The organism is Trichocoleus sp. DQ-A1, assembly GCF_039961955.1.
Lineage (GTDB): Bacteria > Cyanobacteriota > Cyanobacteriia > Cyanobacteriales > FACHB-T130 > FACHB-T130.
In genome coordinates this window covers 1-22301 of record NZ_JAMPKE010000054.1, presented here as the reverse complement: position 1 = coordinate 22301, position 22301 = coordinate 1, and the positions used below count along the sequence as shown (strand labels likewise).

General features: G+C 47.5%; 14 protein-coding genes and 1 pseudogene. 4 read left to right on the top strand and 11 right to left on the bottom strand.

What is annotated here, in order from left to right; translation table 11 throughout:
- Positions 1–555: 555 nt before the first annotated feature.
- The 3 genes from NDI33_RS26825 to NDI33_RS26815 all read right to left on the bottom strand — a co-directional run bounded on the left by NDI33_RS26825 (position 556) and on the right by NDI33_RS26815 (position 5683).
- Positions 556–2211 (bottom strand): penicillin-binding protein 2, encoded by a 1656-nt coding sequence (locus tag NDI33_RS26825; RefSeq protein WP_199302347.1) that lies wholly within the window; start codon positions 2209–2211, stop codon positions 556–558.
- Between the two features lie 321 nt (positions 2212–2532).
- The gene (locus NDI33_RS26820) at positions 2533–3057 is read right to left on the bottom strand and encodes a hypothetical protein (RefSeq protein ID WP_242033055.1); all 525 of its coding nucleotides are present in this window, start codon (positions 3055–3057) and stop codon (positions 2533–2535) included.
- Between the two features lie 238 nt (positions 3058–3295).
- Positions 3296–5683 (bottom strand): GAF domain-containing protein, encoded by a 2388-nt coding sequence (locus NDI33_RS26815; protein ID WP_190673973.1) that lies wholly within the window; start codon positions 5681–5683, stop codon positions 3296–3298.
- Positions 5684–6289: 606 nt separating this feature from the next.
- On the opposite strand from NDI33_RS26815, the gene NDI33_RS26810 reads away from it, so the two are divergent.
- The 4 genes from NDI33_RS26810 (at position 6290) to glgB (ending at position 10661) form a co-directional block, all read left to right on the top strand.
- Positions 6290–6451 carry a hypothetical protein gene (locus NDI33_RS26810; RefSeq protein ID WP_190533454.1) on the top strand — a complete coding sequence of 54 codons (162 nt, stop codon included), beginning with the start codon at positions 6290–6292 and terminating at the stop codon, positions 6449–6451.
- A gap of 294 nt (positions 6452–6745) precedes the next feature.
- On the top strand, positions 6746–7462 hold the full coding sequence (locus NDI33_RS26805; RefSeq protein WP_190410651.1) for a glutathione S-transferase family protein: 717 nt from the start codon (positions 6746–6748) through the stop codon (positions 7460–7462).
- Between the two features lie 33 nt (positions 7463–7495).
- Positions 7496–7804: a hypothetical protein gene (locus NDI33_RS26800; protein ID WP_190673970.1), complete on the top strand. Its 309-nt coding sequence runs from the start codon at positions 7496–7498 to the stop codon at positions 7802–7804.
- A 550-nt stretch (positions 7805–8354) separates the two neighbouring features.
- Positions 8355–10661, top strand: a complete 2307-nt coding sequence (gene glgB / locus NDI33_RS26795) for a 1,4-alpha-glucan branching enzyme (protein ID WP_190673967.1) — start codon at positions 8355–8357, stop codon at positions 10659–10661.
- A gap of 93 nt (positions 10662–10754) precedes the next feature.
- Here the strand turns inward: glgB and NDI33_RS26790 are convergent, their stop codons facing one another.
- The 8 genes and pseudogenes from NDI33_RS26790 to NDI33_RS26755 all read right to left on the bottom strand — a co-directional run.
- Complete coding sequence (locus NDI33_RS26790; RefSeq protein WP_190673963.1) at positions 10755–11291, bottom strand: type II secretion system protein; 537 nt, start codon at positions 11289–11291, stop codon at positions 10755–10757.
- 330 nt (positions 11292–11621) lie between these two features.
- Positions 11622–12167: a prepilin-type N-terminal cleavage/methylation domain-containing protein gene (locus NDI33_RS26785; RefSeq protein ID WP_206754028.1), complete on the bottom strand. Its 546-nt coding sequence runs from the start codon at positions 12165–12167 to the stop codon at positions 11622–11624.
- 54 nt (positions 12168–12221) lie between these two features.
- Positions 12222–13256 carry a hormogonium polysaccharide secretion pseudopilin HpsC gene (gene hpsC / locus NDI33_RS26780; RefSeq protein ID WP_190673960.1) on the bottom strand — a complete coding sequence of 345 codons (1035 nt, stop codon included), beginning with the start codon at positions 13254–13256 and terminating at the stop codon, positions 12222–12224.
- Between the two features lie 54 nt (positions 13257–13310).
- Positions 13311–13979: a hormogonium polysaccharide secretion pseudopilin HpsB gene (gene hpsB / locus NDI33_RS26775; RefSeq protein ID WP_190673957.1), complete on the bottom strand. Its 669-nt coding sequence runs from the start codon at positions 13977–13979 to the stop codon at positions 13311–13313.
- A gap of 71 nt (positions 13980–14050) precedes the next feature.
- Entirely contained in the window at positions 14051–18973 is a 4923-nt protein-coding gene (hpsA, locus tag NDI33_RS26770; protein WP_190673954.1) for a hormogonium polysaccharide biosynthesis protein HpsA, read from the bottom strand.
- A 608-nt stretch (positions 18974–19581) separates the two neighbouring features.
- Entirely contained in the window at positions 19582–19818 is a 237-nt protein-coding gene (gene rpmB / locus NDI33_RS26765; RefSeq protein ID WP_190410643.1) for a 50S ribosomal protein L28, read from the bottom strand.
- Positions 19819–19912: 94 nt separating this feature from the next.
- Positions 19913–21925 (bottom strand): molecular chaperone HtpG, encoded by a 2013-nt coding sequence (gene htpG, locus NDI33_RS26760; protein WP_190673951.1) that lies wholly within the window; start codon positions 21923–21925, stop codon positions 19913–19915.
- A gap of 280 nt (positions 21926–22205) precedes the next feature.
- Positions 22206–22301, bottom strand: a pseudogene (locus NDI33_RS26755) (IS5/IS1182 family transposase); the annotation flags it as partial.

Here is a 22301-nt window from a genome sequence, read left to right as displayed (position 1 = left end):
AATCATCGACGTGGCAAAACAAAGCTTCTAAACTAAGCATGGGCGGGTAGATACTTGAGAACTCAGCACTTTCAGCGTATCTGCTCCGCCCTTTTTTATCCCGAACTCACGTTATTTTAGGATGGTGCTTCACAAATCATTTAGGGCTGCGATAGCAATCCTATTTTAATTGTGAGATGCTAGATTTCCGAATCCCCGACGGCTGAGAGAAGTCGGGGATCTTGCCTTTACATACAATTATTGAGGGCTACGATATAGACTTTTTATTTTATTTTTGTTAAAATAAAATCGATAAGGAAGAACTAGCTTTTAATATTTAAATCAGACATATTTCTATTATTTAAGGATACCTTGGGCAGCCTAATTAAGAAAGTCATATTAAATAAAAATTTTGCGCGATCACCTGCAAGCCGTTATCCCCACTCGTAATTAAAAATGTAAGGGTCAGCAGATTTGCACAACTAATCTAACGGTTGGTTGCGATTAGTTATTAGCTCTGAATTATCACCAATAACTAATGACAGCTTCAACATAGGTTTCTTTACGCTCTCCTACTTAATTTTTAATTTCAGAAGGCGGAATTTTCTCAAGGCTAATTAAGGCTTCCATCACTGATTTCACTACAGGTGCGGCTACGGTGGAACCATAGACCTTGCCCTTCGGTTCATCGACAACAGCTAGAACCACATAGCGGGGAGCATCAACCGGAAAAATGCCCACAAAGCTAGTGATTCTGGCAGAGCTAGAATATCCCCCAGTAGCGCTGGCTTTCTGGGAAGTGCCCGTTTTCCCTCCTATTCGATAGCCTGGGATTTGCGCCGCTTTCCCGGTTCCCTTGGTGACGACCGCTTCCATCATTTCTAACACCGTCTGAGTCGTCGATGGGGAAAAGACGGGGCGCGGCGTGGGTAGCGTTGGCTGCCAGTACATCTGCCCTTGGGAGTCGATGAGTCCCCGGACGAGATGAGGAGTTACCAGTTTGCCACCATTGGCGAGAGCAGCGTGCAACTGAGCCAGATGGATGGGGGTGAGAGAAAAGCCCTGACCAAAGGAGGTGGTAGCGGGTTCAATTCGAGATGACGTAAACTGCTCTTGGCTTTTCATTTGTCCGGGTGATTCAAAGGGCAGGTCGATACCAACCGCTTGCCCCAGCCCCAGCCGTTCCAGCCAACCGTAGTAGATACTCGGCTTGAGTTGTTGGATGACTTGCACCATGCCGACGTTGCTCGACTGTTGCAGAATCTGAGAAATCGACAGGGCACCGTGACTGCCCTCTTCAGCATTTTTGATCTGCCAGCCAGCTACCTGAATCTGACCTCGATCGTAGAATACAGTGTCGGGTTTGATGGCTCCCGCTTCTAGCGCGATCGCTATATTGAGCGGCTTAAACGTCGAACCCGGTTCATAAAGGTCTGCCAGCGCCCAGTTCTTAAACAAACCCACGTCAGATGTAGAATACTCATTCGGGTTGTACGTCGGCTCTGCAACCAGCGATAGCACCGCACCATCCCGCGCATCCATCACGATGATAGTGCCCCGTTTGGCACTAAACAATTCCATTTGTTGCTTGAGGGCAGAACGAGCAGCACGTTGCAGGCGATTATCTATTGTCAGTTGGAGTTGCAGCTCATCAAAATGCAGCAATCCTTCGGGCAGGTGATCCGGCATCAACGTTCCGTTACCAGCGCGGCTAAGCCGAACGGTGCGAACAGCCCGGGTGAGTAAATTTTCCTGGCTATACTCCACACCCGCCTGACCGCGATGATCCACATCCACATAGCCCACCACGTCTGCGGCTAGATCCTGCTGGGGATAGAGGCGGGCGTAATGTTGAATCAGCTCTAAGCCATCGGTTCGCAAATGGGAAATACCGTCAGCTTCTTCTTCTGTCAGGGCGTAGGCAACCCGAATTCCACTTTCCTGCTTGTTGAACTGCTTAAGCAAATTGTCAGCAGAAACTCCCAAAATCACCGCCAATTTCGTCGCAATTGCCTGTTTAGATTGTTTAAACAGCTTTGGATGGGCGTACAGCGTATAGGCGGGACGGTCAGTTGCCAAAACGTTACCACTGCGATCCACAATCGAGCGTCGGGGAACAAAGGGGCGCAGATAGACCATCTGCTGCTGTCGCGCTTTTTGCAGCAGGCTCGGTGCCTGCACCACTTGTAGGCGATACAAATTGATCGCCAGCCCTAGCCCGCTCAGAGACATGATTAGCCAAACAAGCAGCAACCGTAAGGATGAAGTACCCAGCAACAAGGACGGAGAACGCAATAGGCTCCAATCAAAAGACTTCTGAGGTAAAGACTGCTGTGGTGATATCTTCTCCTGTTGCCGATTTTCGCCGCCTTGCTTTGGTTCTGATGACTGACGGCTTTTTCCGTTTTGAGTGGGTTTTCGAGGCAGTTTTTTCACTGACTCTGGCACGCCACTTCCATTCTGGTTCAACTCGCCCGTCTCTTTAGCAGTTGCAGAAACCTTTTGCGTAGGCAGCGACCTACGATTGCTGACTCCTGACTTTTCCATACCTCGTTAATAGCCTAGTGGCGTAGTTGGCGATGTTTCTGAGTTAGGAGCTACCACTGGCTTGGGCCGTGACTGGCGCTGGGGCGCTGGCGGCAGAAAGATGGTGTTAGCTGGATTGGGAGCAACCAAACCCGTACCCGGACGCTCAGCTTCTTGAGCCAGCTGGTTTTTTAGGGCTTCATTTGCCGCTGTCATTTGCCGCTCGTTGCGTTGCAGATTTTCTAACTTGCGGTACTCCTGGCTCCACATCTGCTGAGTATAGACCGTCCAGGCATAAACTCCCAGGGTGCTAGCAATCAGGAAGAAGCATACCAGGTTGGAGGTGCGCTGCAATCTCACCAGCGATCGCAGCCATGCGGGTGTCTGTGCCTGAAAGTCCCGCTGTTGGGAGCTTCTGCTACGGGTTCTAGACGATGAACCGCTTTCGGAACGCAGGGGTATTGCCTTTCCTCTAGGTTGCCGCGAGGAAACAGTGCTTCTTCTATCCGGACGGTGACGATCTGGAGTCAGGGAGTGAGGGGCAGCAGCCATAAGTAGTTCTTTTTATTAGTATCAGTTGTCAGAAATGAGTTTTTTCTCTTCTCAAGGTCAGTTTGCTTTGCCACTGACTGTTGACCACTGACAAAGGACAATAAACCAATCAATTTAAACTCTAGACACAAGAGCTGTCTATAGTCCATATTTTCTCGCATCGAATCCAACATTCTTGTCGAGATGGCTAATCGATAGCGAACGTGTACCTAGTCGCTACCTTCGACGCAACCACAGCTTAACACTCTCTAATTGCTTCTTTTGGCAAGGTCGTCGCGATTGCTTTGAGATGAACAGGAGAAGGTTCGCCAGGATGAAGAATGTAAGATTTTGGGATGCTGAGGGAAGCTGCTGGAGAGCTGCTCTCGTTATCCACCCGATAGGATGAGGAATAAATTTCTGCTTCCGAGTTTCTGACTGCTGACTCCGGAATGCTAGCGTCCTTCTCCTCACCCCGCGCTAACAACGGTTGGGGGGGCATTAAGGGAATTTCAACAATAAACTCTGCACCTTGACCGACTTGGGAGTGGCATTGTAGCTTGCCTTTGTGTTGGGTAACGATGATTTGATAACTTACTGCTAAGCCCAATCCGCTGCCCTGACCAACGTCTTTCGTAGTAAAGAAGGGGTCAAAGATTTTCGACTGAATTTCTGGGGGAATTCCTGGCCCATTGTCAGCGATCGCAATCCGCACACTAGCGACCCCTGGAGAGCAGTCCGGCAGCAATTCGGTACGCAAGGCGATTTTTTTGTCCTCGGAAGACCACCGATTGAGCGCTTCTATCGCATTCATCAGAATACTCAAGAAAACTTGATTGAGTTGCTTCGGGTAACACTCCACTAAAGGCAAGTCGCTATAGTTTCTCTCTATTTGGATCTCATTGCCCAGCTGACTGTGCAGCAAGAACAGCGTATTTTCCAGTCCGATGTGAATATCTACTGGTTTCAGGGACGCTTGATTATGGCGCGAGAAGTTCTGCAATGATTTAACAATTTCGTGAATTCGCTGGGCACCTGCCTGCATCGAATTCAAAATGCGCGGTAAATCTCTCAGGAGGAAATCTAGCTCTAGTTCCTCAGTGAGCTTTTGTAATTCAGCATCTGGATTGACATAGAAAGTTTGATAGGTCCGCACTAATCGAATCAGGTCATCTACATACTTTTCCACATAAGGAATATTGCCGTAGATAAAGTTCACTGGATTATTAATTTCGTGGGCAACGCCAGCTACCATCCGACCCAGACTTGACATTTTTTCACTTTGAATCAACTGGGATTGCGTTAGCCGCAGTTCAATCAGCGTTTGGGCAAGTTGCTTAGCTTGAGCAGCGCTTTCTACTGCCTGCTGCTGAGTTTGGGCGTATAAGTTGGCTTGTCGAATGGAAATCGCCAGCTGATCGGCAACCGCTTGGGCAAGTGTCCGGTCATTTTTCGACCAATACCGGATATGCGAACACTGATTGAGATAAAGAATTGCGTTGAGTGTTCCGTTTGCCTGTACTGGCACGACCAGGGAAGATTTTATCTGGGCTTTTTGATACTCTTCGTTTGCTTCCCCAATTCGGGGGTCTTGCTTGATGTCAGGAATACTCACTTGTTGACGATGCTGGATCGCCCATTGGGTCAGTGGCCCGTGGGTATCAAAGTCATCAATGGTAGAAGGAAAAGGCTCCCGACACACCTCAAAAAGGTATTTCCGCCGAAAAGCGGCACCGTCAGCGGGCAAGGGTTGCAATAAGCAAGTTTTATCTGTTTGCTCCTTTGCTTCTTGCTCCTCGGCTTCAGACGCGATCGGCTTTGTCGCTACAAGCTGCTTCCCGACTCCCCGGTTTCGCTCCTCTTCCAAAGTGTCGCTATGTTCCACCAGATGAACTAGACACCGATCTGCTGACAGCGCCTGCATCAGATGAGCGATCGCTTCAGTCAGAATCGTCTCCAAGTTAAAACTCTGCCGGGTTTGACTGGTAATTTGATTCACCAATTGCTCTCTTTGAGCTTGTTTCTGGGTTTGCTCGTAAAGCTGAGCTTGACAAATCGCAATTTCTAGCTGCTGGGCGATCGCTTGCAGAAATTCAATTTCGGAGTTTGACCAGGTGCGGGGTTGCTCTGAAATACAGACAATAAAGCCAACCCATCCTTCTTTTCGCTTAACCGGAACGAACAAGTTAGCCCTGTCCCAGGGAGAAGACCCTTGGGAGCGTCCACTGGTGTCGATTTGCTGGTTATCTCGCTTTAGCCAGGAAAGCCATCGATTCATCATCCCCCCTGTCGTCGGGTGAGAACCTGCTGTTTGGCTGTTGATAATTAATTTCCCAGAAGCGATCGCACTCTTCACTGCGCCAAAAGTTTCTAAGGGATGGTACCCCAGTTGAGAATTCTTTTGCTCTCCATTGATCTGCTCGCAGACAACTTGTACCCGCTTGGTATCCTCGAAATACCACAAAAAACAACACCTATCTAGGTGTAGCAACGTGGCAATTTCGTCCACTGCCGTTTGCAGCACCACTTGCAACTCCAACGAGTTGCGGATGCGATCCACAATTTTCTGTAGCAGTGCCCAATGCTTTCGCGGGTACTGAATCCAGGCTGGAAATAATTTGCTGGTATAAGCCACAAGCGGAAACACGCCGCCTCCCTTGAACTCTTCTTGCGCGTCTAGTTTGGTAAAAATTTTAGGCAGCGGTCAATCGTCCTGTTGTCAAATCACTAGCAATTGGTAAGCCATGTTAGTTTATCAGTCACTTTGGTTAGAAATTGTATTCAGAATAACTGATAGTGAGTCTCCACATCTCCATAAAGGTTGATTTTTTAGCTTCATTCCGTTGCTTTGACTGAGAAAACTAAATTCGCTCCCGATGTGGAAATCCTCGAAAAGTCGCGGATAGACAAAATTACCACTTGCTGGTACAGTTTGCTCTGTTTTTCCGAGGCTTCTGCTAAAAAAGAAATTGAAAAAAACTCAAAGCAATATCACTCCCAAGAGTGAGTGTGAATCCAGCAGTACGAGAGTATTCTTTCCTAAGTACGAAATCCGAAGAATACGGTGGGGCGCACCGGAATTCAAGCTTGGGAGCAAGGAACCTCACTCTTTTGGAATACCCAAAACTGGCTAAGAGGACTGGTGAAACCAAGAATTCCAGATTTCACCTGCGGGAGCGTCTAAGCAAAAACCGCAATATTGTGATTAAATAGCAAACGATTCCTTTGGTTGCAATCTCTTAAAGAGGAGTGTATGAACAAAAAAATAGTGAGTCTGCTTTTAGTTCTCGGCTTGGCTACCACCTTGGGAGCTTGTCAGGAAGGACCGAGTGATAGTACTACTAGCCCTTCTCCTACCACATCTCCAACGACTGGTGGAACGACTACTAGCCCAGCGCCCACAAAGTCTCCTTAAGGAGCTGGTTTTCGCTCCTTACTTCTCCTGAAAGGGATTCATACCGAATCGACGGGTATGAAAGTTAGTAGTGAGTTCTAAAACATCTGAACCCCGATCTGGTAATTGCTCCTCACACATTCACTGGGTATCTACTACTATCTGAGTCAATATTGACACCCAGGACAACTGTTATGTTGGCAACAACTGACTGACGAAAACAACTGGGGTCACAAGCATTAGTTGGCTCACCTAGAGTCGGAGTAAGGTCTGACTATGTTTATCTGTTGTTGCGGTAGGCGGCTTTGGCATTAAATGCGACTACTGCAATTTAGTACTTCTCACTATTGTCGGAAAGCAAGACTGGGGCTAGGTTATAAGCAAATTGCTTATCAGGTTGAAAATTTAACCCCAGGGCTACATATCCTCAAACTCAAGCCAATCACCGGACTCACGACAGTGCCGGTGCTTTTGTTAGAGGCAGAAGATATGCAGGGAGTCAGCGAAGCCATCCCGTCAGGGACGCGGCAGGAAGTGCAAGCGATCGCTGACTCGACGCAGATTTTACAATTTCTAGATCGCTATCGCCCAGAACCAGCGCTATCGTTACCGGATCGCCAACTACAGACAGAAGCCTTGATGCTGGAAGATTGGCTGGATGAAAGTATCGGCACGGCGACTCGCTTTGTTTACTATGATTTTCGTGCCGGTGCTGGTAAGCAAATCGACCCTTCGCCGTCTAGTCAGCTGGTGATTCAGGTGGTGCGGCGGCAATATGGAATTAATCAGGCGGCGGTGGAACTGGCAGCAAATCGGCTGAAGGTAGCAATGGAAGTGTTATCCAGTCGCTGGCAGAATAGCCTCTACCTGGTGGGCGATCGCTTAAGCGTTGCAGACATCGCCGCAGCCGCTTTACTCAGTCCTCTAGCGCTGATTCCTCAATACCGAGAAGATTATCCTTGGTTGTTTGAGCGCATTGAGCGGATTCACCTTCTTTGTCGGGAACCACTACCCCCCGGATTGGGAAATTAAAAATTAAAAATACACTGAAAATTAAAAATAGAAATGAAAAAGCCCATTATTTCACTATGGATTTTGCAATTTTCATTTCAACTGCTGGGGGTGATGCCTGCTAGGGGACTGCCACCACCGGAGGATACTCCTGAGGAAGTATTGCGGACGGAGATTATTACGGAAGCGCGATCGCCTATCGACGGCAAGCGACTCACTGCTGCTGAGTACGCCCAATTGCAGAATTCTCTGCAAACCCGCCCTTCTGCAACATCTCAGGTGAATCCCAAACTCCGAGAATTAGTTTTTCTGCTCCGCGTGCGGCGGCTGCTGCGTACCTTCGGTATCCCTACTCCCAAATAAATCCTGCATTTTAGCAATTAATTTATCTGCTTTGTGTGGGGTCAGTGTTATAAAGGTTCGCGTTCCTTGGAAAGTGATGGCAACGAGAAAAGCGTTTGCCTAAGTAAGTCGATATCATAAACTGCGTACACCCCACTTGAAAATCTGCCTTTGTTTGCTATACCTACTTGCTTGCTCCGACTCTTAACTCAATACTCAGATGAAGACGTAAATTTCAATAACTCTAAAAACAGCCAGTTTCACGCTAGATGACGATGCACTTTTATTGACATTGTCCTAAGTAGAAGAAACAACTGTGTCCTGCTACCGATGACAAAATATACAAAAAACAAAAAATGTATATAAATATTAAAGTGCTGTTAACCAGAGGGAGATGCTCGTTCTTCAACCGCTAGCTGCTATAGCCCTACCTGACGGGAAGACTTTCAGGCTTAGGGCAGACGCTACGCGATCGCCTTAAGCCAACGATACGGGCGATCGCAACACACGTGCGCGTCCAAAAAGCCCTATCGAGAACCCATTCATTCAAGACCTTTAGATAAATAGGTTTATGTCCATGACCATCGCCCCCGAACAGATTGAGCGGATTGTTTGGAATCAACATCAAGACCCATTTGAAATCCTGGGTGCCCATCCCATTCAGCAAAATGGCAAAACCGTCTGGGCAGTGCGAGCCTATCTACCCAATGCCAACGCCGCGTGGGTAGTTTGCCCCCAAGAACGGACAGAATATCCCATGCAAGCAGTGCATCACCCTCATTTTTTTGAATGCACCATTGAGATGCCAAAACTGGCAAACTATCAGCTGCGGATTCAAGAAGGGGAACACGAGCGTGTTATCTACGACCCCTACGCCTTCCGTTCTCCCCACCTGACAGAGTTTGACCTACACCTGTTTGCAGAAGGGAATCATCATCGCATCTACGAGAAACTAGGTGCCCATGCAACGGAAATTGATGGGGTAACAGGAGTTTATTTTGCAGTTTGGGCACCCAATGCCCGCAACGCTTCTGTCTTGGGGGATTTTAATAACTGGGATGGTCGCAAACATCAAATGCGTAAAGGTTCCACCGGCATCTGGGAAATGTTCATCCCAGGTTTGGGCGTTGGGGAACACTATAAATATGAAATCAAAAACGCCGACGGTCACATTTACGAAAAATCCGATCCCTACGGCTTCCAGCATGAAGTGCGTCCTAAAACAGCATCGATTGTCACTGACTTAGATTCCTACCAATGGAATGACCAAGATTGGATGGAAAAGCGCCGCCACACCGACCCGCTCACCCATCCTATCTCTGTCTATGAAGTGCATCTAGGGTCTTGGCTGCACGCTTCCTCTGCTGAACCGCCACGGTTGTCCAATGGAGAGACAGAGCCAGTGGTAGTCGTCTCTGACTACAAACCAGGAGCGCGTTTCCTCACCTACCGGGAACTGGCAGAACGGTTAATTCCTTACGTTAAAGAGCTGGGATTTACTCATATTGAATTATTGCCAATTGCTGAGCATCCTTATGATGGCTCTTGGGGTTATCAGGTAACTGGGTATTATGCCTGTACTTCCCGTTATGGGACACCTGAGGACTTCATGTATTTTATTGACCAGTGCCACCAGAACGAAATTGGGGTGCTAGTGGACTGGGTTCCGGGTCACTTCCCCAAAGATGGTCACGGTCTCGCTTTCTTTGATGGCACCCACCTTTACGAACACGCCGACCCCCGCAAAGGCGAACACAAGGAGTGGGGGACTCTAGTATTTAACTACAATCGCAATGAAGTGCGGAACTTCCTGGTTGCCAACGCCCTGTTCTGGTTTGACAAGTACCACATTGATGGAATTCGTGTGGATGCTGTGGCGTCGATGCTTTACTTAGACTATTGCCGTGAGCCTGGGGAATGGTTGCCTAACCAGTACGGCGGCAGAGAAAACATTGAGGCGGCTGATTTTCTGCGTCAGGCAAATCATACGATTTTCAGCTATTATCCTGGCACCCTGTCGATTGCTGAAGAGTCAACTTCTTGGCCTATGGTGTCTTGGCCTACCTACGTAGGAGGACTGGGCTTTAATTTGAAGTGGAACATGGGCTGGATGCACGACATGCTGGACTATTTTCACATGGACCCTTGGTTCCGCCAGTTCCACCAGAACAATATTACTTTCAGTATGTGGTACAACCACAGCGAGAACTTCATGCTGGCGCTATCTCACGATGAGATAGTCCACGGCAAGAGTAATATCATTGGCAAGATGCCGGGGGATGAGTGGCAGAAGTTCGCGAATGCTCGCTGCTTATTCGCCTTTATGTTCACTCACCCTGGTAAGAAGACTCTGTTTATGAGCATGGAGTTTGGGCAGTGGAGTGAGTGGAATGTCTGGGGTGACTTGGAGTGGCATTTGTTGCAGCATGAGTCGCATCAAAAACTGAAGCGGTTTATGAGTGAACTCAACCATGTCTACCGCAGCGAATCGGCTCTTTTTACTCAGGATTTTGCTCAAGAAGGCTTTGAGTGGATTGATTGCAGCGACAACCGTCATAGCGTGGTCGCGTTTATCCGCAGGGCGAAAGATTCGGAGGAGTTTATTATCACAGTGTGCAATTTTACTCCTCAGCCGCATAGTCACTACCGTGTAGGTGTCCCCGAACCCGGATTCTATACCGAACTGTTTAACAGCGATGCCCGTGAGTACGGGGGAAGTAACATGGGCAATTTAGGCGGTAAGTGGACAGATGAGTGGTCGTTCCACACTCGTCCTTATTCGCTAGACTTGTGTTTGCCGCCACTAGGAGTGCTGGTTTTGAAGCTTGACCGGCAGAAGACAGCAGCCGCGATGCAGTCTTGGTTGTCTCAGGGATAGTCGGGTTTCTTGTTCCCAGACAACCGTTCTGGGAACAAGAATCTCGATGCGATCGCATTCCCTATTACCAAGCGATAATAGCGATCGCATAGATTACACTTTGCAACTTTTATCTTGCGCTGTTCGCATCGCTCCCAGAAGGGTGGAAACAAATACACACCGTTTGACTTCCCCACCATTCTTAATGTTCAGCGTTACCCTTGCCAAATATAAGTTCTCTTGCGGATTCATGATTACGCAACCTCTATAGTCAAACCGGACTCGGCGCGGACTACCTAATGACTGTGAAGCTAAGGTGGTATTAGGAGCGTCTATTTGAATATTTTGCTCAAAATTCTGCCATTGTCCGGGGCTGGGGTTAATACCGGCACGATTAACTGCCCACTGAACGACCCCATTTTGTTCTTGAAAGCTAGCTTCCCAAGCAACTTTGTCGCGCTTAGCGTTGCTTTGGGCTTCTCGCATCGCTCGGTAAACTTGGTCTTGGGCGACTCTGAGACGTTGGGCATTGAGAAATCCCACCCAACTGGGGGCGGCGATCGCGCTTAAAATCCCTATTATTAAAATTACTACTAAACTCTCTATCAGCGTGAACCCGCCGCTGGAGCAATTAGATAACTTTTTACGCATTAGCTAGATACTAAAAAGACACACCCAATTTCTCAAGTTTCCTTGTTTGATGTGTCTTTTGAGTTCCGTATCTTCGCTGATTTTTGCAATTGACTATTAGTTTTAGCCAGTATTTTTTCCAATAGCGATCGCGCCCAAAATTCTAATTATTAAATTTATGACTCAACTTCTATCCAAATCAGCCCACCGCTGGAGCAATTTAACAGCTTCTTAGGCATGAGCTATAGCTAGATACAGAAAAGATGCATGTAATCTCTCAAGGTTCATCTTTGGATACGTCTTTTGCAATCCTAATATTCACCAATTTTTAAGAGCCAGTTAATCTGTTAACTAATTACATTCAGCAGCATCTTTTCCAGTTTGAATTGAACCTAAAAGAGTTGTCACTTTGATGCAGCGCTTGACAGTCGTGTTCGGTAGAGATGTTGTGACTTTATACGGAAGAGTTTGGCTAGGGTTTTGGTTGACGATGCCTTGGTAATCAAACGTGAATGTGTTTGCACTAGGAGTAACTTCAACTTGACCGGGCTTGATGTCTTGATTCTCTGCTAAAGTCCTCCATTGAGGGTCAGTAGAAGCAGGAGCAGTAGTACCAGGATAAACAACAACTTTTGGTCGTTGACCAGCGGGAGTTTGAAAGCTCACACTGTAGCTAAGTTTTGTCCTTTTAGCTTCTCGTTGGGCTTCTCGGAGGGCATTTAAGGCTGCATCATTAACGGCATTGACTCGTTGCCGATTGGTAAAAGCAAGCCAACCAGGAGCGGCGATCGCGCTTAATACTCCAATGATAATAATTACTACCAGTAACTCAATCATGGTGAATCCAGCAGCAGATTGATAACGCGATCGCTTCCATATCTGTAATTTTTTTAACACATCTAAATTTCCCATATTTTTTTACCCTATTTAATGGCTTTTTACGTGTTGGGGTTATTTACTATATAGAAAACCACGCCCCTTCACCTGGATGCTTGCGCTTGGATAATAAATTGACCTGTTAGAAGAGTAAGGAAGAGGCTCATCAGAAGGATTAATCGTTCGCGCCAAAGCATTCCCTCTGATAAACACTTGGGTTGAAAGCTGGCTTGGATCGGAATTTATGCAAGCATAGAAGCCACCCGTTAAAGTAGTCGGAACCTGTTGTGGATTCGGGGTTGCTCCTGATGGATTCGGACAACTAGGTGTTAGACCAACTGTACTTTTATCAATATAATCGACCAATACTTGAATTTTAGGGCTGTTTGCAGTGTAAGCGCCTGAGTTCGTCCACGAGTTCATTGCCAAGTTAAGACTACTTGCTGCTTTTAGGTCAAACATTTTAAAACCCGGCTTTGGCGGTGTAATGTAAACAGCCGGATTATTAGGATTTCTGACTTCATCGCTAATTTCAAATCTACCAATTCGAGCAGCTTTAGACCAAGTATTGCTAGGGGTAATATCTCTGATTAGGTAATAGCCAACAAGTGAATAAACGCTGCCATCGTTACAGTTATCAACTGTATTTGGGGGTGGTGGGCAGGTAGCTCCGGTAATAGTTGGTATGGCTTTTGGTTTTGCCGACCGCTTCCATAAGACAAGAATCGGTACGCACTCAGTCGTTGCCGGATTGCAACCCACTTCTGTAGAACCTGTAGCAAAAGGTGGAATTTGATTTTTAATGCCAGAAGTAGCTGGGTTGGTCGTTGAATTATTTTTCAAGCCATCGTTATCGTAAACATAGACTGCTTGTGCTAAATCTTGTGAAATGTAATCAAGGGCGTCTTTAATCTCTTGCTCTGAAGCAGACTTTGCTTGTTCTTTGCGATCGTTATCTAGAATGTTAACCATAAACCCTAACAAAGGCGCAATGACCAAAGCAGCCAGGATTATAGCTACTAGAAGTTCGATGAGGGTAAAGCCGCTATTCTTCTGAGCCAGAGGGGAACGTTTGAGCTGACTGGTTAACAGAAATTTCAGTTGATTCATGATGCTAGAGTTTTCCCTTTATTCACAAGTATTTAGCAACCTAAGCTAACAGTGCTAGGAGCAACTAGAACTAGGATTACTAGGGTTGTTAACTTTAATGCGATCGCACAACGTTTTCAGCGAAGTGTCACTGCCAGCAATCTCTGTCGTTGTTTCAAACAGTGGGGCTTTGCGATCGCCTAGCCCCCCACTATAAGTTGATTGCGTGACTTTGTCTGGATTATTTTTCTTCAAAGAGCCGGGAAAATCAGGGCTAAAAGCATCTGCCCGGTAAACTCGCACCCCTAGGCGGTAGCCTTCTTTACCATCAGTAGATGTAGTAGCTGTGCGAAAACCTTGAACTACCAAATCGCTAAGACTATTCGGGCTACAGCCTACTGTCTCATCGAGATTTATACAGTAGGTACTAGCTGGCGACGAGCAGTAAGTTGCATTCGCAGTGCACGTCAAACTTCCTGAAGGAGCATCAGGATTAAAGCTAGCAGATGTAGGCGTGGGAGCGGTAATTGTTCCTGAGCGAAGACCATCAATGTATGCCCTTGCCGCATCCGTTCCCCTTTCCACCCGCTTTGCCTGAACCCGTGTTGCTACTGAGAGAACGATTACGGGTGTTAACCCCACCATCAAAATAGTCACGACGATAATTGCCAGCAAGGACTCAATGATTGTGAAACCGCCCTGACTAGACTGGGATATCGGTTGCTGTTGTTTGGGTTTTATCATGGCTATATCTGACCTGAACTATTTGGGTTTTGCTAGATTCGGTAGAATTTCTTGCTTACGGTTTGCCGAAATCAACCGCCTGTCTTGGCTGTACAGAAAGTACCGGGCGGGCGTTGGTCAATGTCGATGGCGAAGTTAGCAGGATTTGCCAATTCTTTAGAACACAGTAACGTTTTCATCCACTCGTCATCCCTGCCCACTTCCCGATAGAATTCGTTTGGCGAGCCAGGCGACTCTCTGGTGAACTGTTGGGAGAACCTGTCAGGCAACTGAGACAGCAACGCTACATCAAAACCCCAGTACCGGAAAGGTTCTACATAGAAGGCTGTGCCACCTCCACTGCTACCAATGGTATTGATTTCACTGCTGTACAACTTTGTGTACCCAAAAGGACTAGAAGGCAGCGTTGAACTTTGAGCACCTTGGAACGGGGCTGTTGCCTGGGCACTGTGCTTAAACTGGATGAATGAACCGCTGATTCGGGCAGGAACCTGATACCAGTTCTCCATGAATCGCACAAAGTTTTGCAAACCTCCATTGGATTCACTTTTTAAACCGTTGAGCGGGCTATCTCCTCCTGCAACCACCAGATTGAAAGTCGTATCAATACTAGGTCTGTGCAGCCAGAGCGTCTTGTCTTTAATGTATGCAGGACTAGCCGTATCAGGATTTGCACCTGCTGTTTGATTCGGGAGATGAAATTGCAATACAGGCACTAAGAGCGGATGTGCGCTCGGGATTAACGCCGGATCGTTGGCAGCGAATGGTACAGTGTTTTGGGTTCGGTAAAACAGCGGCTTAGTGTCACTGTAACTCCAATCACCAGGGGTAGCGCTGCTGGGATCTGTAGTGTTAGAGGTTGTTCGATACAACAGAGCATTGGGTTGCGTCCGAGGCCGGATGCTGCTAAAAGTGCTGTACGGATAAGCTGTAACTTTTCCATTGCTATCAATTCCTAAAGGCACTGGTTTACCAGCATTTAGCACCAGCAAATTGCTAGTATCCCGTTGGAAAGCAACCCTGCGGGGATAGCGTCGCTCCGCTGTTTTTTCTTCTGGCGATATCGTACTATCGCCGTTAGCATCGTAACCTGGAGCAGGTAGAGCGGTAGTGCCCGACAAAAGTTGGCCCACATCCTTACCGATCAAGCTTGCATCTTTGGCACTCAAGTTAAGATTTACTGGTGTACCTGTACCAATCACCCAGTCGGCTGGTCCACATTCGGAAACAGGCAGTTTCCGGCAGATTTCCATGACATACTCTGAGAACTGCCCTCGTCGTTGAATGGGCGTGATGAAGTTGTTGAAGTAAGAACTGGGGACGTAATTACTGGAAGGAGTGTTGCTGATGTAGTCAGCATCTGTAGGCGTTTTGATGCCGCCAACATCAACACTGATGCCACTGCTAAGACCGTTGGTGACAAAGTTGTTGTTCCAGAAGCCCCGCTCTTTCCGCTGAGTTATCGAAGCTAAGTCTCCCTGGTTGTTTCTCAGGTCATAGTCTCCCTCATTGCGGAAACCAAATCTGAAACTGTCAGAAAGGAGAGTGACGGAATCTGCAAGCACTGTTGCGGGTCGCCAGAAGTCACCACCTGTACAGCTAAGCCCTGGCTGTCCATTGCGGCAGGCAAAGTTGTATTCAGGAGTTGCACGATTATAGAAAGCGTCCTCGTCATAGGTAGGATTCGTTGCCAGTTGTTCCTGAAACTCTTCTAGGCGTGTTCCCCCTGATGTTTGGTGCAGGTTAAAGCCTTGAACATCAGCTTTGACATAAGCTGGCAAGTTAGTGGCTAAAATTAGACCCTTTTCTGCCCCTGCAGGAGTGACCAAAGTGTAGGCATTAGTGGGAGTCGCGGCTCCACGAGCTAGGATGCTACCGTTGACTAACATAATCCCGCTAGGTCGTCGGGTAGGGTCAAGCTTAAAGTCAACAGGGCTTTTGCTCTTCCGCGCTGACATTTTTTGGGCTTCGGTACCCGTTGTAGGTACAGGTTCGCTCAGATCCAGCAGAGCGTCTTCACGAGTGGCATAGATAATGCCGCTGTCTGGCAGTAAATACTCTTTTGAGGGAGTATTTGTTGCTGCGGTACCGATTTCAGTTTGTCGCAGCTTATTTAAATCCAATGCCGTGACGCGAATCTCTAGAGGCTGACGCTCTTCAATGCCGAGGTCATAATTCCCAGTCAGTGTAGATACATTGGTGGGATTGATGGCTCTAAAGGTTGCTAAACCGCCAGTAGCATCGTCAGCCGGATTATTATCTCGATCAATTGCTTTAATCTCTCTGGCGTCCAAAAAAGTTGTTTCGTAGATGCTTCCATCGGGGATGACGGTGGCATTACGAGTCAGAGTTCCGTCGGCAATTTTTAAAGCACAAATGGTGGAATCAATAGTAGATTGCTGTGCGAGGGTGAGAGCTGCTGCACCATTAGCGGCTAGGCTTGTCAGCGCATTGCGGAGTGGCTCATTCACAAACCGCCCGTTGGGGAAGATCAAGTTGGCTTGATAGTAGAGCCGATCCAAGAGAGAAACGCCAATATTTGCTGGATTCTCAGCTCCCGCTCCTAGCACTCCTGCTGTATAGGGAAATAAACCAGTAGTAGCGTTTGGCGGTGCTGAAGTAGTAGGCAATGCAGCTGCGACTGGTGCTGCATCGTAGCTGATGCCGTTGTTAGATCTGCCTCGGATAGTGCCAGTAACCCCGGGTGGTCCAGCAAAAGCTGTTGCCAGAGTAGATTGGTTCTTAGCCGTTACGCTAGTACTGGGGTCGTAGTAGCTGCTGACACAGGCAATCGGCGTTTGACGCTGTGTAAGGGTGTTAGCAGAGCTGCCTTTATAGTGATAAACTGCCGTAGCTCGCATCACTAAATCCCCTCTTCTATCACCGCTAGGGATAGGAAGGGCAGGAATCCCCTCTCGTTGTGTGTCTTCCCACATTGGCATGGAGTCAGGCCAGACGGGTGTAAACAGTGACTCGTTTACAGTAGTTGTTGAAGGTACATCGGGAACAGTTGGTGGTGTTGGGAGGAAGGACGCGCTAGCATTGGCAGGTGTTATTCCGATATTTGGACCGACGTGAAAACCTGTGTAAACGCCAGCACCCGTGACGACCCGTAGACCCCCTACTGCCTCAAGTGGTTGGTTAGGGGCTAGAGCAGCTTGTTGTTCCCAGAAGCCATCCCGATCTGTATTCCCTAAATCTGATAAAGGAAATACTTGGGTGGTGCGGTAGCGTGCTTTCTTACTGGAGTCAAGGAAATAATTCCAGTCTGCATTAGGTTTAACTGGTTGCTGTCCTTTCTCACCCTGAAACTTGTTTGCTGTGCTGTCCCACCACTGAGCAGGTAGACCATTGCCAACAAGGATGCGATCGCCAACGAATTTTTCCCCAACTTTACCTTTTTGCTGTTCTGTTGGTTCTGTTGCTGGTGGCTGATTCGTCACCAGTGTCAGACCATTATTACTCGCTCCACTTGTTGGATTGGCTGGATGTACCCATTCATCCGGTGGTCGCAGCGTGTCCCCTGTTCCAAGATAAGTTTTAGCGCCATCACCCGTAGTATCTTCTGCATAAGGAACGCGACGCATACGCTCTGTGAAGTAATTCTCTAGCGCGCTTAGGCGAACCTCTTGTTGTTTTTCTGCCGAGGCAGTCGTTGGAATTTGCTTTTTAACATCCTCTGGATCGCTGCTCGTTGCTGGATCGTAAGTCGGATTCGCAGATGTCCATTTTTGGACTAAAATATTTATTCGATTAGCATACGCTTGGCTGTTATAAGCTGCTTGATTGGGCGTGTTACTGACCGTATTAGTCGTCGTTGTTAAGTCTTGACGAGCGGCACTGTTTGCCTGGTATCGATCCACCTTTACTGCGCTAACACTAGCGCCATTTGTACTCCCAACCAGCAAATTACCGCCAACGGTAATTTTCCCGTTTTCCTCTTGGTAGAAACAAGATTCGAGGCTACTGACCTGGTAGTACTCAACATCTCCACTAGCCGCTTTGCCAGTTATCAAGTTACTGTTGGTCTGGATGCGTCCATTTATTTTGAGTCCCGAACCTGGAGTAATCTCTAAGTCATCTTCATACACAACAGCATTGTTGTTCAGAGGAATCTGCGCCCGGTCTTGCTGGTACTCTATAGCAGAAAAGCCTCTGTTACCTTTGTAAGCTTCCATCCCTGTATTGGGAGGAGTACCTGGAGGTGGAGTATGTGGAACAGTTGCAGCAAAGACATAGAAGCTTTTCTTCAAAAGAGACCCAGTTTTATACCAACCCGTGCCTCCCACCAAACCAGCGAAGCTACCTTGTGCTGCTGCACAGGCCGGATTGGCGGCGCTGTCATCCATCGGCGCAGTTCGCGCCTCAATAGGAGTTCTTTTGGCTCTTACATTCGGATTGGGAGTCCTGAAGTAAATGCCATAAAGGGTATAACTATCAGGTGTGCCATTATTATCAGTATCAACCGGAAATCTCCAAGCATTGGTTGTACTTTCGTTACTGTCTAATGGGAGGTTGACTGCCTTTTCAATCGTGCTGTTTCCATTAATGTCATATTGAACCAGCAGCTGCGTCTCATCGCCCAAAGTATACTTATTGAGGTTCCCAAAAATTGCCTGATTTAAGGCAAAATCTGTTGGCGTTGACCGTGGCAGTGTCGGATCTGCAAGTAAAGCCGCTATCTTTGCCTTGGCGCGGTCAAGCGCTGGGGTAGCCGCTGCCAGCACTGCCTGATTCACTCTCACGTTGCTAGCGTTTTTCGAGCGTTCAAACGACCGGAACACCATCGCGGTCGTCAGCAAGATGACGACCAGGATCACCATCGTCACCGTTGGCAAGATAAATCCAGACTTGGCAAGCTTTGAGCTTCGACCGATAACCATTAAGCTCCGCAAGAGCCAGTTCATGAGCGTTTTGGTAATAGCTCTTCCTAGCTGCATCATTTGCCGGAAAAGATTCTGGATAGCTTTAACTAGCTTGTTGCGGGATGACATGGCTGCTTTCCTGTCAAAGGTGAGAGATTAGTGGAATGAAGAGTTTAAAACTTAAAAAATTAAGAACTAGCGTTGAAAGGGTTGAGAAAAGGCGGATTGCCTGAAATTTCGCCTTTTATGAGGTGAAGGGAAGCTTCATCAAAAATTTATAGTTTGACATTTCTCCTCTGTCTTAACAACCCAATTTCTGGTGGGCAACCGGGAAACTACGCACTCAGATGTTTAACGGCTGTTTAACGGCTTGTTAAATTTTTCAGTACCTTTCCGGAGTAGAAATGTCCGTTCCGTATTCTGGAATAAAGGCTAGATGTGCGCTTCCCTCAAGGGATAGATTTAAGAGTCTCTATAAACCATCTTTGCAAACATAGCGTTTAGCTTCAACACAACTTAACAAAAAATCGGGGTAGATTTACTGTAGTTAAGATACCCAGATGTTGTGCAAAACCTATCACCTCTAGTAAAAAAATAAAGAAACTGCCCAACACACACCATGAAGTGGGGTATCAGGCAGCACATAAATAACAAAGTGTAGAGACATCGCGGGCAACGTCTCTACTAGAAGCTATAAGCACTCAGGGACTCTCTAGAGGCTGTACTAATAGTGTGTACTAATAGTGATTCAGGTTAATTCCCGCTTCTTTAGCCATCGTTTGCAGACCCTTTAGCTCTAGAGTCTTGATTGCCTTCGTAGAAAGCCTTAGCTTCACCCAGCGATTCCCTTGAGGCCACCAAACCCGCTTCCATTGCAGATTTGCTTCCTGTAGCTTTTTGGTACGTCGGTGAGAGTGGGAAACTGCATAGGCATTATTAGCCTTTTTGCCGGTCAGCTGACATTTGCGCGACATAGTCTAGTCTCCAGATTTTCGGTCGTTATTTAGATATAGCTTTTAGATTGTACCCAAGCTATTGCTTAGGTGGGCACTGCCCACCCATACTCGCCTAGCGTTCTGTCAGACGAGTTAGCACTTGATTCGACCGTTCCACAAAGGATTTCATCCCTTCAGCGTCAAATCCTTTCTGAGCCATTAATGCCAAATCATAGATATGCTGGCACATCAGATTAGCCAAATCGCCGGTGGGCGATTGACCCTCACCTTGGATAATACTACCTTGGCTCAACTGAACCAGATTTTGAATCAGCGGGTGCGCGGTATTTACCACTAAGGTGTGTTCTTCAGGAAATTCAACGTTTTGCTGCTGCATCAATGCGTTCATCTCCCGCAGACGCCGCAGAACTTCTGGCAAGAGTACCATTGCTGGTGGGGTTCCCTGAGGATCATCTGACTTGAGCGCCTCGGTGCGGATATTTAGTTTGGGCTTGTTGAGGGCTTTCTGGAATAACTCTTTGATGTGTTCTGAGCGAGTTTTGTTAGTTTTGGGGTCAACAATTTCTCCTGCTTTATCCTGGTCAAGCAGGGTTTGGTCGAGGTCAGAGTCTACGCGGGAGAACTTAACATTCGGATGTTCATGCTCTAGGAAGCTGATGAAGTGGGAGTCTATGAAGGAGTCCAGAAACAGGACTTCTAGACCTTGGTTTTTGTGTAGTCCTACGTAGGTCGCCTGGGAGACTTCATCGGTGCAGTAAAAAACTCGATTTTCGTGGCGGTCTTTATTCCGTTCCAGGTACTCTTTGAGGGTGGTGTAGTTAGTGGCGAGGGCTTCGGACTGAGGGCTGAGAGGTGAAGAAGCCGAGGTTTGACTTGGGGTCACTTCTTGCCAGACATCGCCCTCTTGAGATTGCACTTCAACGGCTGGGATATCGGATTGGGCAGTTTCTGGAGCCGCAGGTGTAAGGTTCGCAGTGGTGCGATAAATCAGGATGTCTTCGACTTGCTTTTTGAATTTGTCGTCGTTGAGGGAGCCAAATTTGACGAAAGTGCCTACGTCTTGCCAGCAGCGGACGTACTCGTCGCGATTTTCGCGGTAAAGTTCTTTCAGGCGATCGCCTACTTTCTTAGCAATGTAATCGGCAATTCTCCGCACTGTCCGGTCGTTGGTCAAGGAACTGCGCGAGACATTCAGGGGGATGTCAGTGCTATCAATGACGCCTCGCAGCGGCAGCAGGAACTTGGGAATGACTTCTTCGCAGTGGTCGCTGACAAATACTTGATTGCAGAACAGCTTAATTTGCCCTTTGGTGGTGTCCACATCCGGCTTGAGCTTCGGGAAGTAAAGAATCCCATTCAGGATGAAGGGATAGTCAGTGTTAAGATGCACCCACAGCAGCGGCTCTTCTTGGAAAGGGTAGAGGTAGCGGTAGAATTCTAGATAATCTTCTTTGGTCAGGTTTTGGGGCGATTCCTTCCAAGGTGCCTTTTGCCGGTTAATTGTCTCCCCGTCCAGTTGGATAGCTACTGGCATGAAGTCGCAGTAAGTTTTTACCAACTGCCGAATCCGCATTGGTTCCAGGTATTCCACTTCCTCATTCTGAAGCGTGAGGGTGATGGTGGTGCCGCGTTCAGTTTTTGGTGAGTCTTCTAACTGAAATACGGGTGAACCATCACAAGACCAGTGGACGGCGGAAGCTCCTTGCTGGTAAGAAAGGGTATCAATCTCGACTTTTTGGGCCACCATGAAGGAGGAGTAGAAGCCAAGACCGAAGTGACCGATAATTTGTTGATCTGCGCTGGCTTTGTACTTTTGGATAAATTCTTCGGCGCTAGAGAAGGCAACTTGGTTGATGTATTTCTTGACCTCCTCTGCCGTCATGCCGATACCGTTATCCGAGAGGGAGAGAGTTTTTTTGTCTTTGTCAATTGCGATTTTGATTTCTGGTTCGCCCAGTTCGCCGGTGAATTCGCCTGCGAAGGAAACCATCTTGAGTTTCTGGATGGCATCCACAGCGTTTGAAACCAGTTCCCGCAAGAAGATCTCGTGGTCTGTGTAGAGAGATTTCTTGATAATCGGGAAAATATTCTCGGTATGAATTGTGATTGTGCCTTGTTCCAGCATAGTTAGGAATCTCTAATTCGCTTGCTTGGAGTATCTTAAATATTGATTGTGAGCGATCGCTGTTCGTTCTGAGTAGAGGGCAGACTACTTAAACCTATGGAATTCCCACCCATCGAGATGCGGATTTCCCTACTTTCCAGTTTATTAAGGGAAATTGGGCGTTGCATAATGGAGGGATGAATTAGGGTGGGTTTTGATGCAATGCCCAGACTGTCAATCTACTCACATCCGTAAGAACGGCAAGAGAAGGGGTAAGCTTTCATTAGAATTCTTGCGTGAATCAGGGGGTCTGGGAGCGGAGTAGTTCAACATTGATAATTGCAGCAATCAGATGGAAGCGCAGTCCAAATCGCTGGCGACGGTTTCGGTAACGCTC

Coding starts and splice junctions, on each gene's coding strand:
- NDI33_RS26825 (WP_199302347.1), bottom strand. CDS start 2,211: ATGTCTCTGAGCGGGCTAGGGCTGGCGATCAATTTGTATCGCCTACAA.
- NDI33_RS26820 (WP_242033055.1), bottom strand. CDS start 3,057: ATGGCTGCTGCCCCTCACTCCCTGACTCCAGATCGTCACCGTCCGGAT.
- NDI33_RS26810 (WP_190533454.1), top strand. CDS start 6,290: ATGAACAAAAAAATAGTGAGTCTGCTTTTAGTTCTCGGCTTGGCTACC.
- NDI33_RS26805 (WP_190410651.1), top strand. CDS start 6,746: ATGCGACTACTGCAATTTAGTACTTCTCACTATTGTCGGAAAGCAAGA.
- NDI33_RS26800 (WP_190673970.1), top strand. CDS start 7,496: ATGAAAAAGCCCATTATTTCACTATGGATTTTGCAATTTTCATTTCAA.
- glgB (WP_190673967.1), top strand. CDS start 8,355: ATGTCCATGACCATCGCCCCCGAACAGATTGAGCGGATTGTTTGGAAT.
- NDI33_RS26790 (WP_190673963.1), bottom strand. CDS start 11,291: ATGCGTAAAAAGTTATCTAATTGCTCCAGCGGCGGGTTCACGCTGATA.
- hpsC (WP_190673960.1), bottom strand. CDS start 13,256: ATGAATCAACTGAAATTTCTGTTAACCAGTCAGCTCAAACGTTCCCCT.
- hpsB (WP_190673957.1), bottom strand. CDS start 13,979: ATGATAAAACCCAAACAACAGCAACCGATATCCCAGTCTAGTCAGGGC.
- hpsA (WP_190673954.1), bottom strand. CDS start 18,973: ATGTCATCCCGCAACAAGCTAGTTAAAGCTATCCAGAATCTTTTCCGG.
- rpmB (WP_190410643.1), bottom strand. CDS start 19,818: ATGTCGCGCAAATGTCAGCTGACCGGCAAAAAGGCTAATAATGCCTAT.
- htpG (WP_190673951.1), bottom strand. CDS start 21,925: ATGCTGGAACAAGGCACAATCACAATTCATACCGAGAATATTTTCCCG.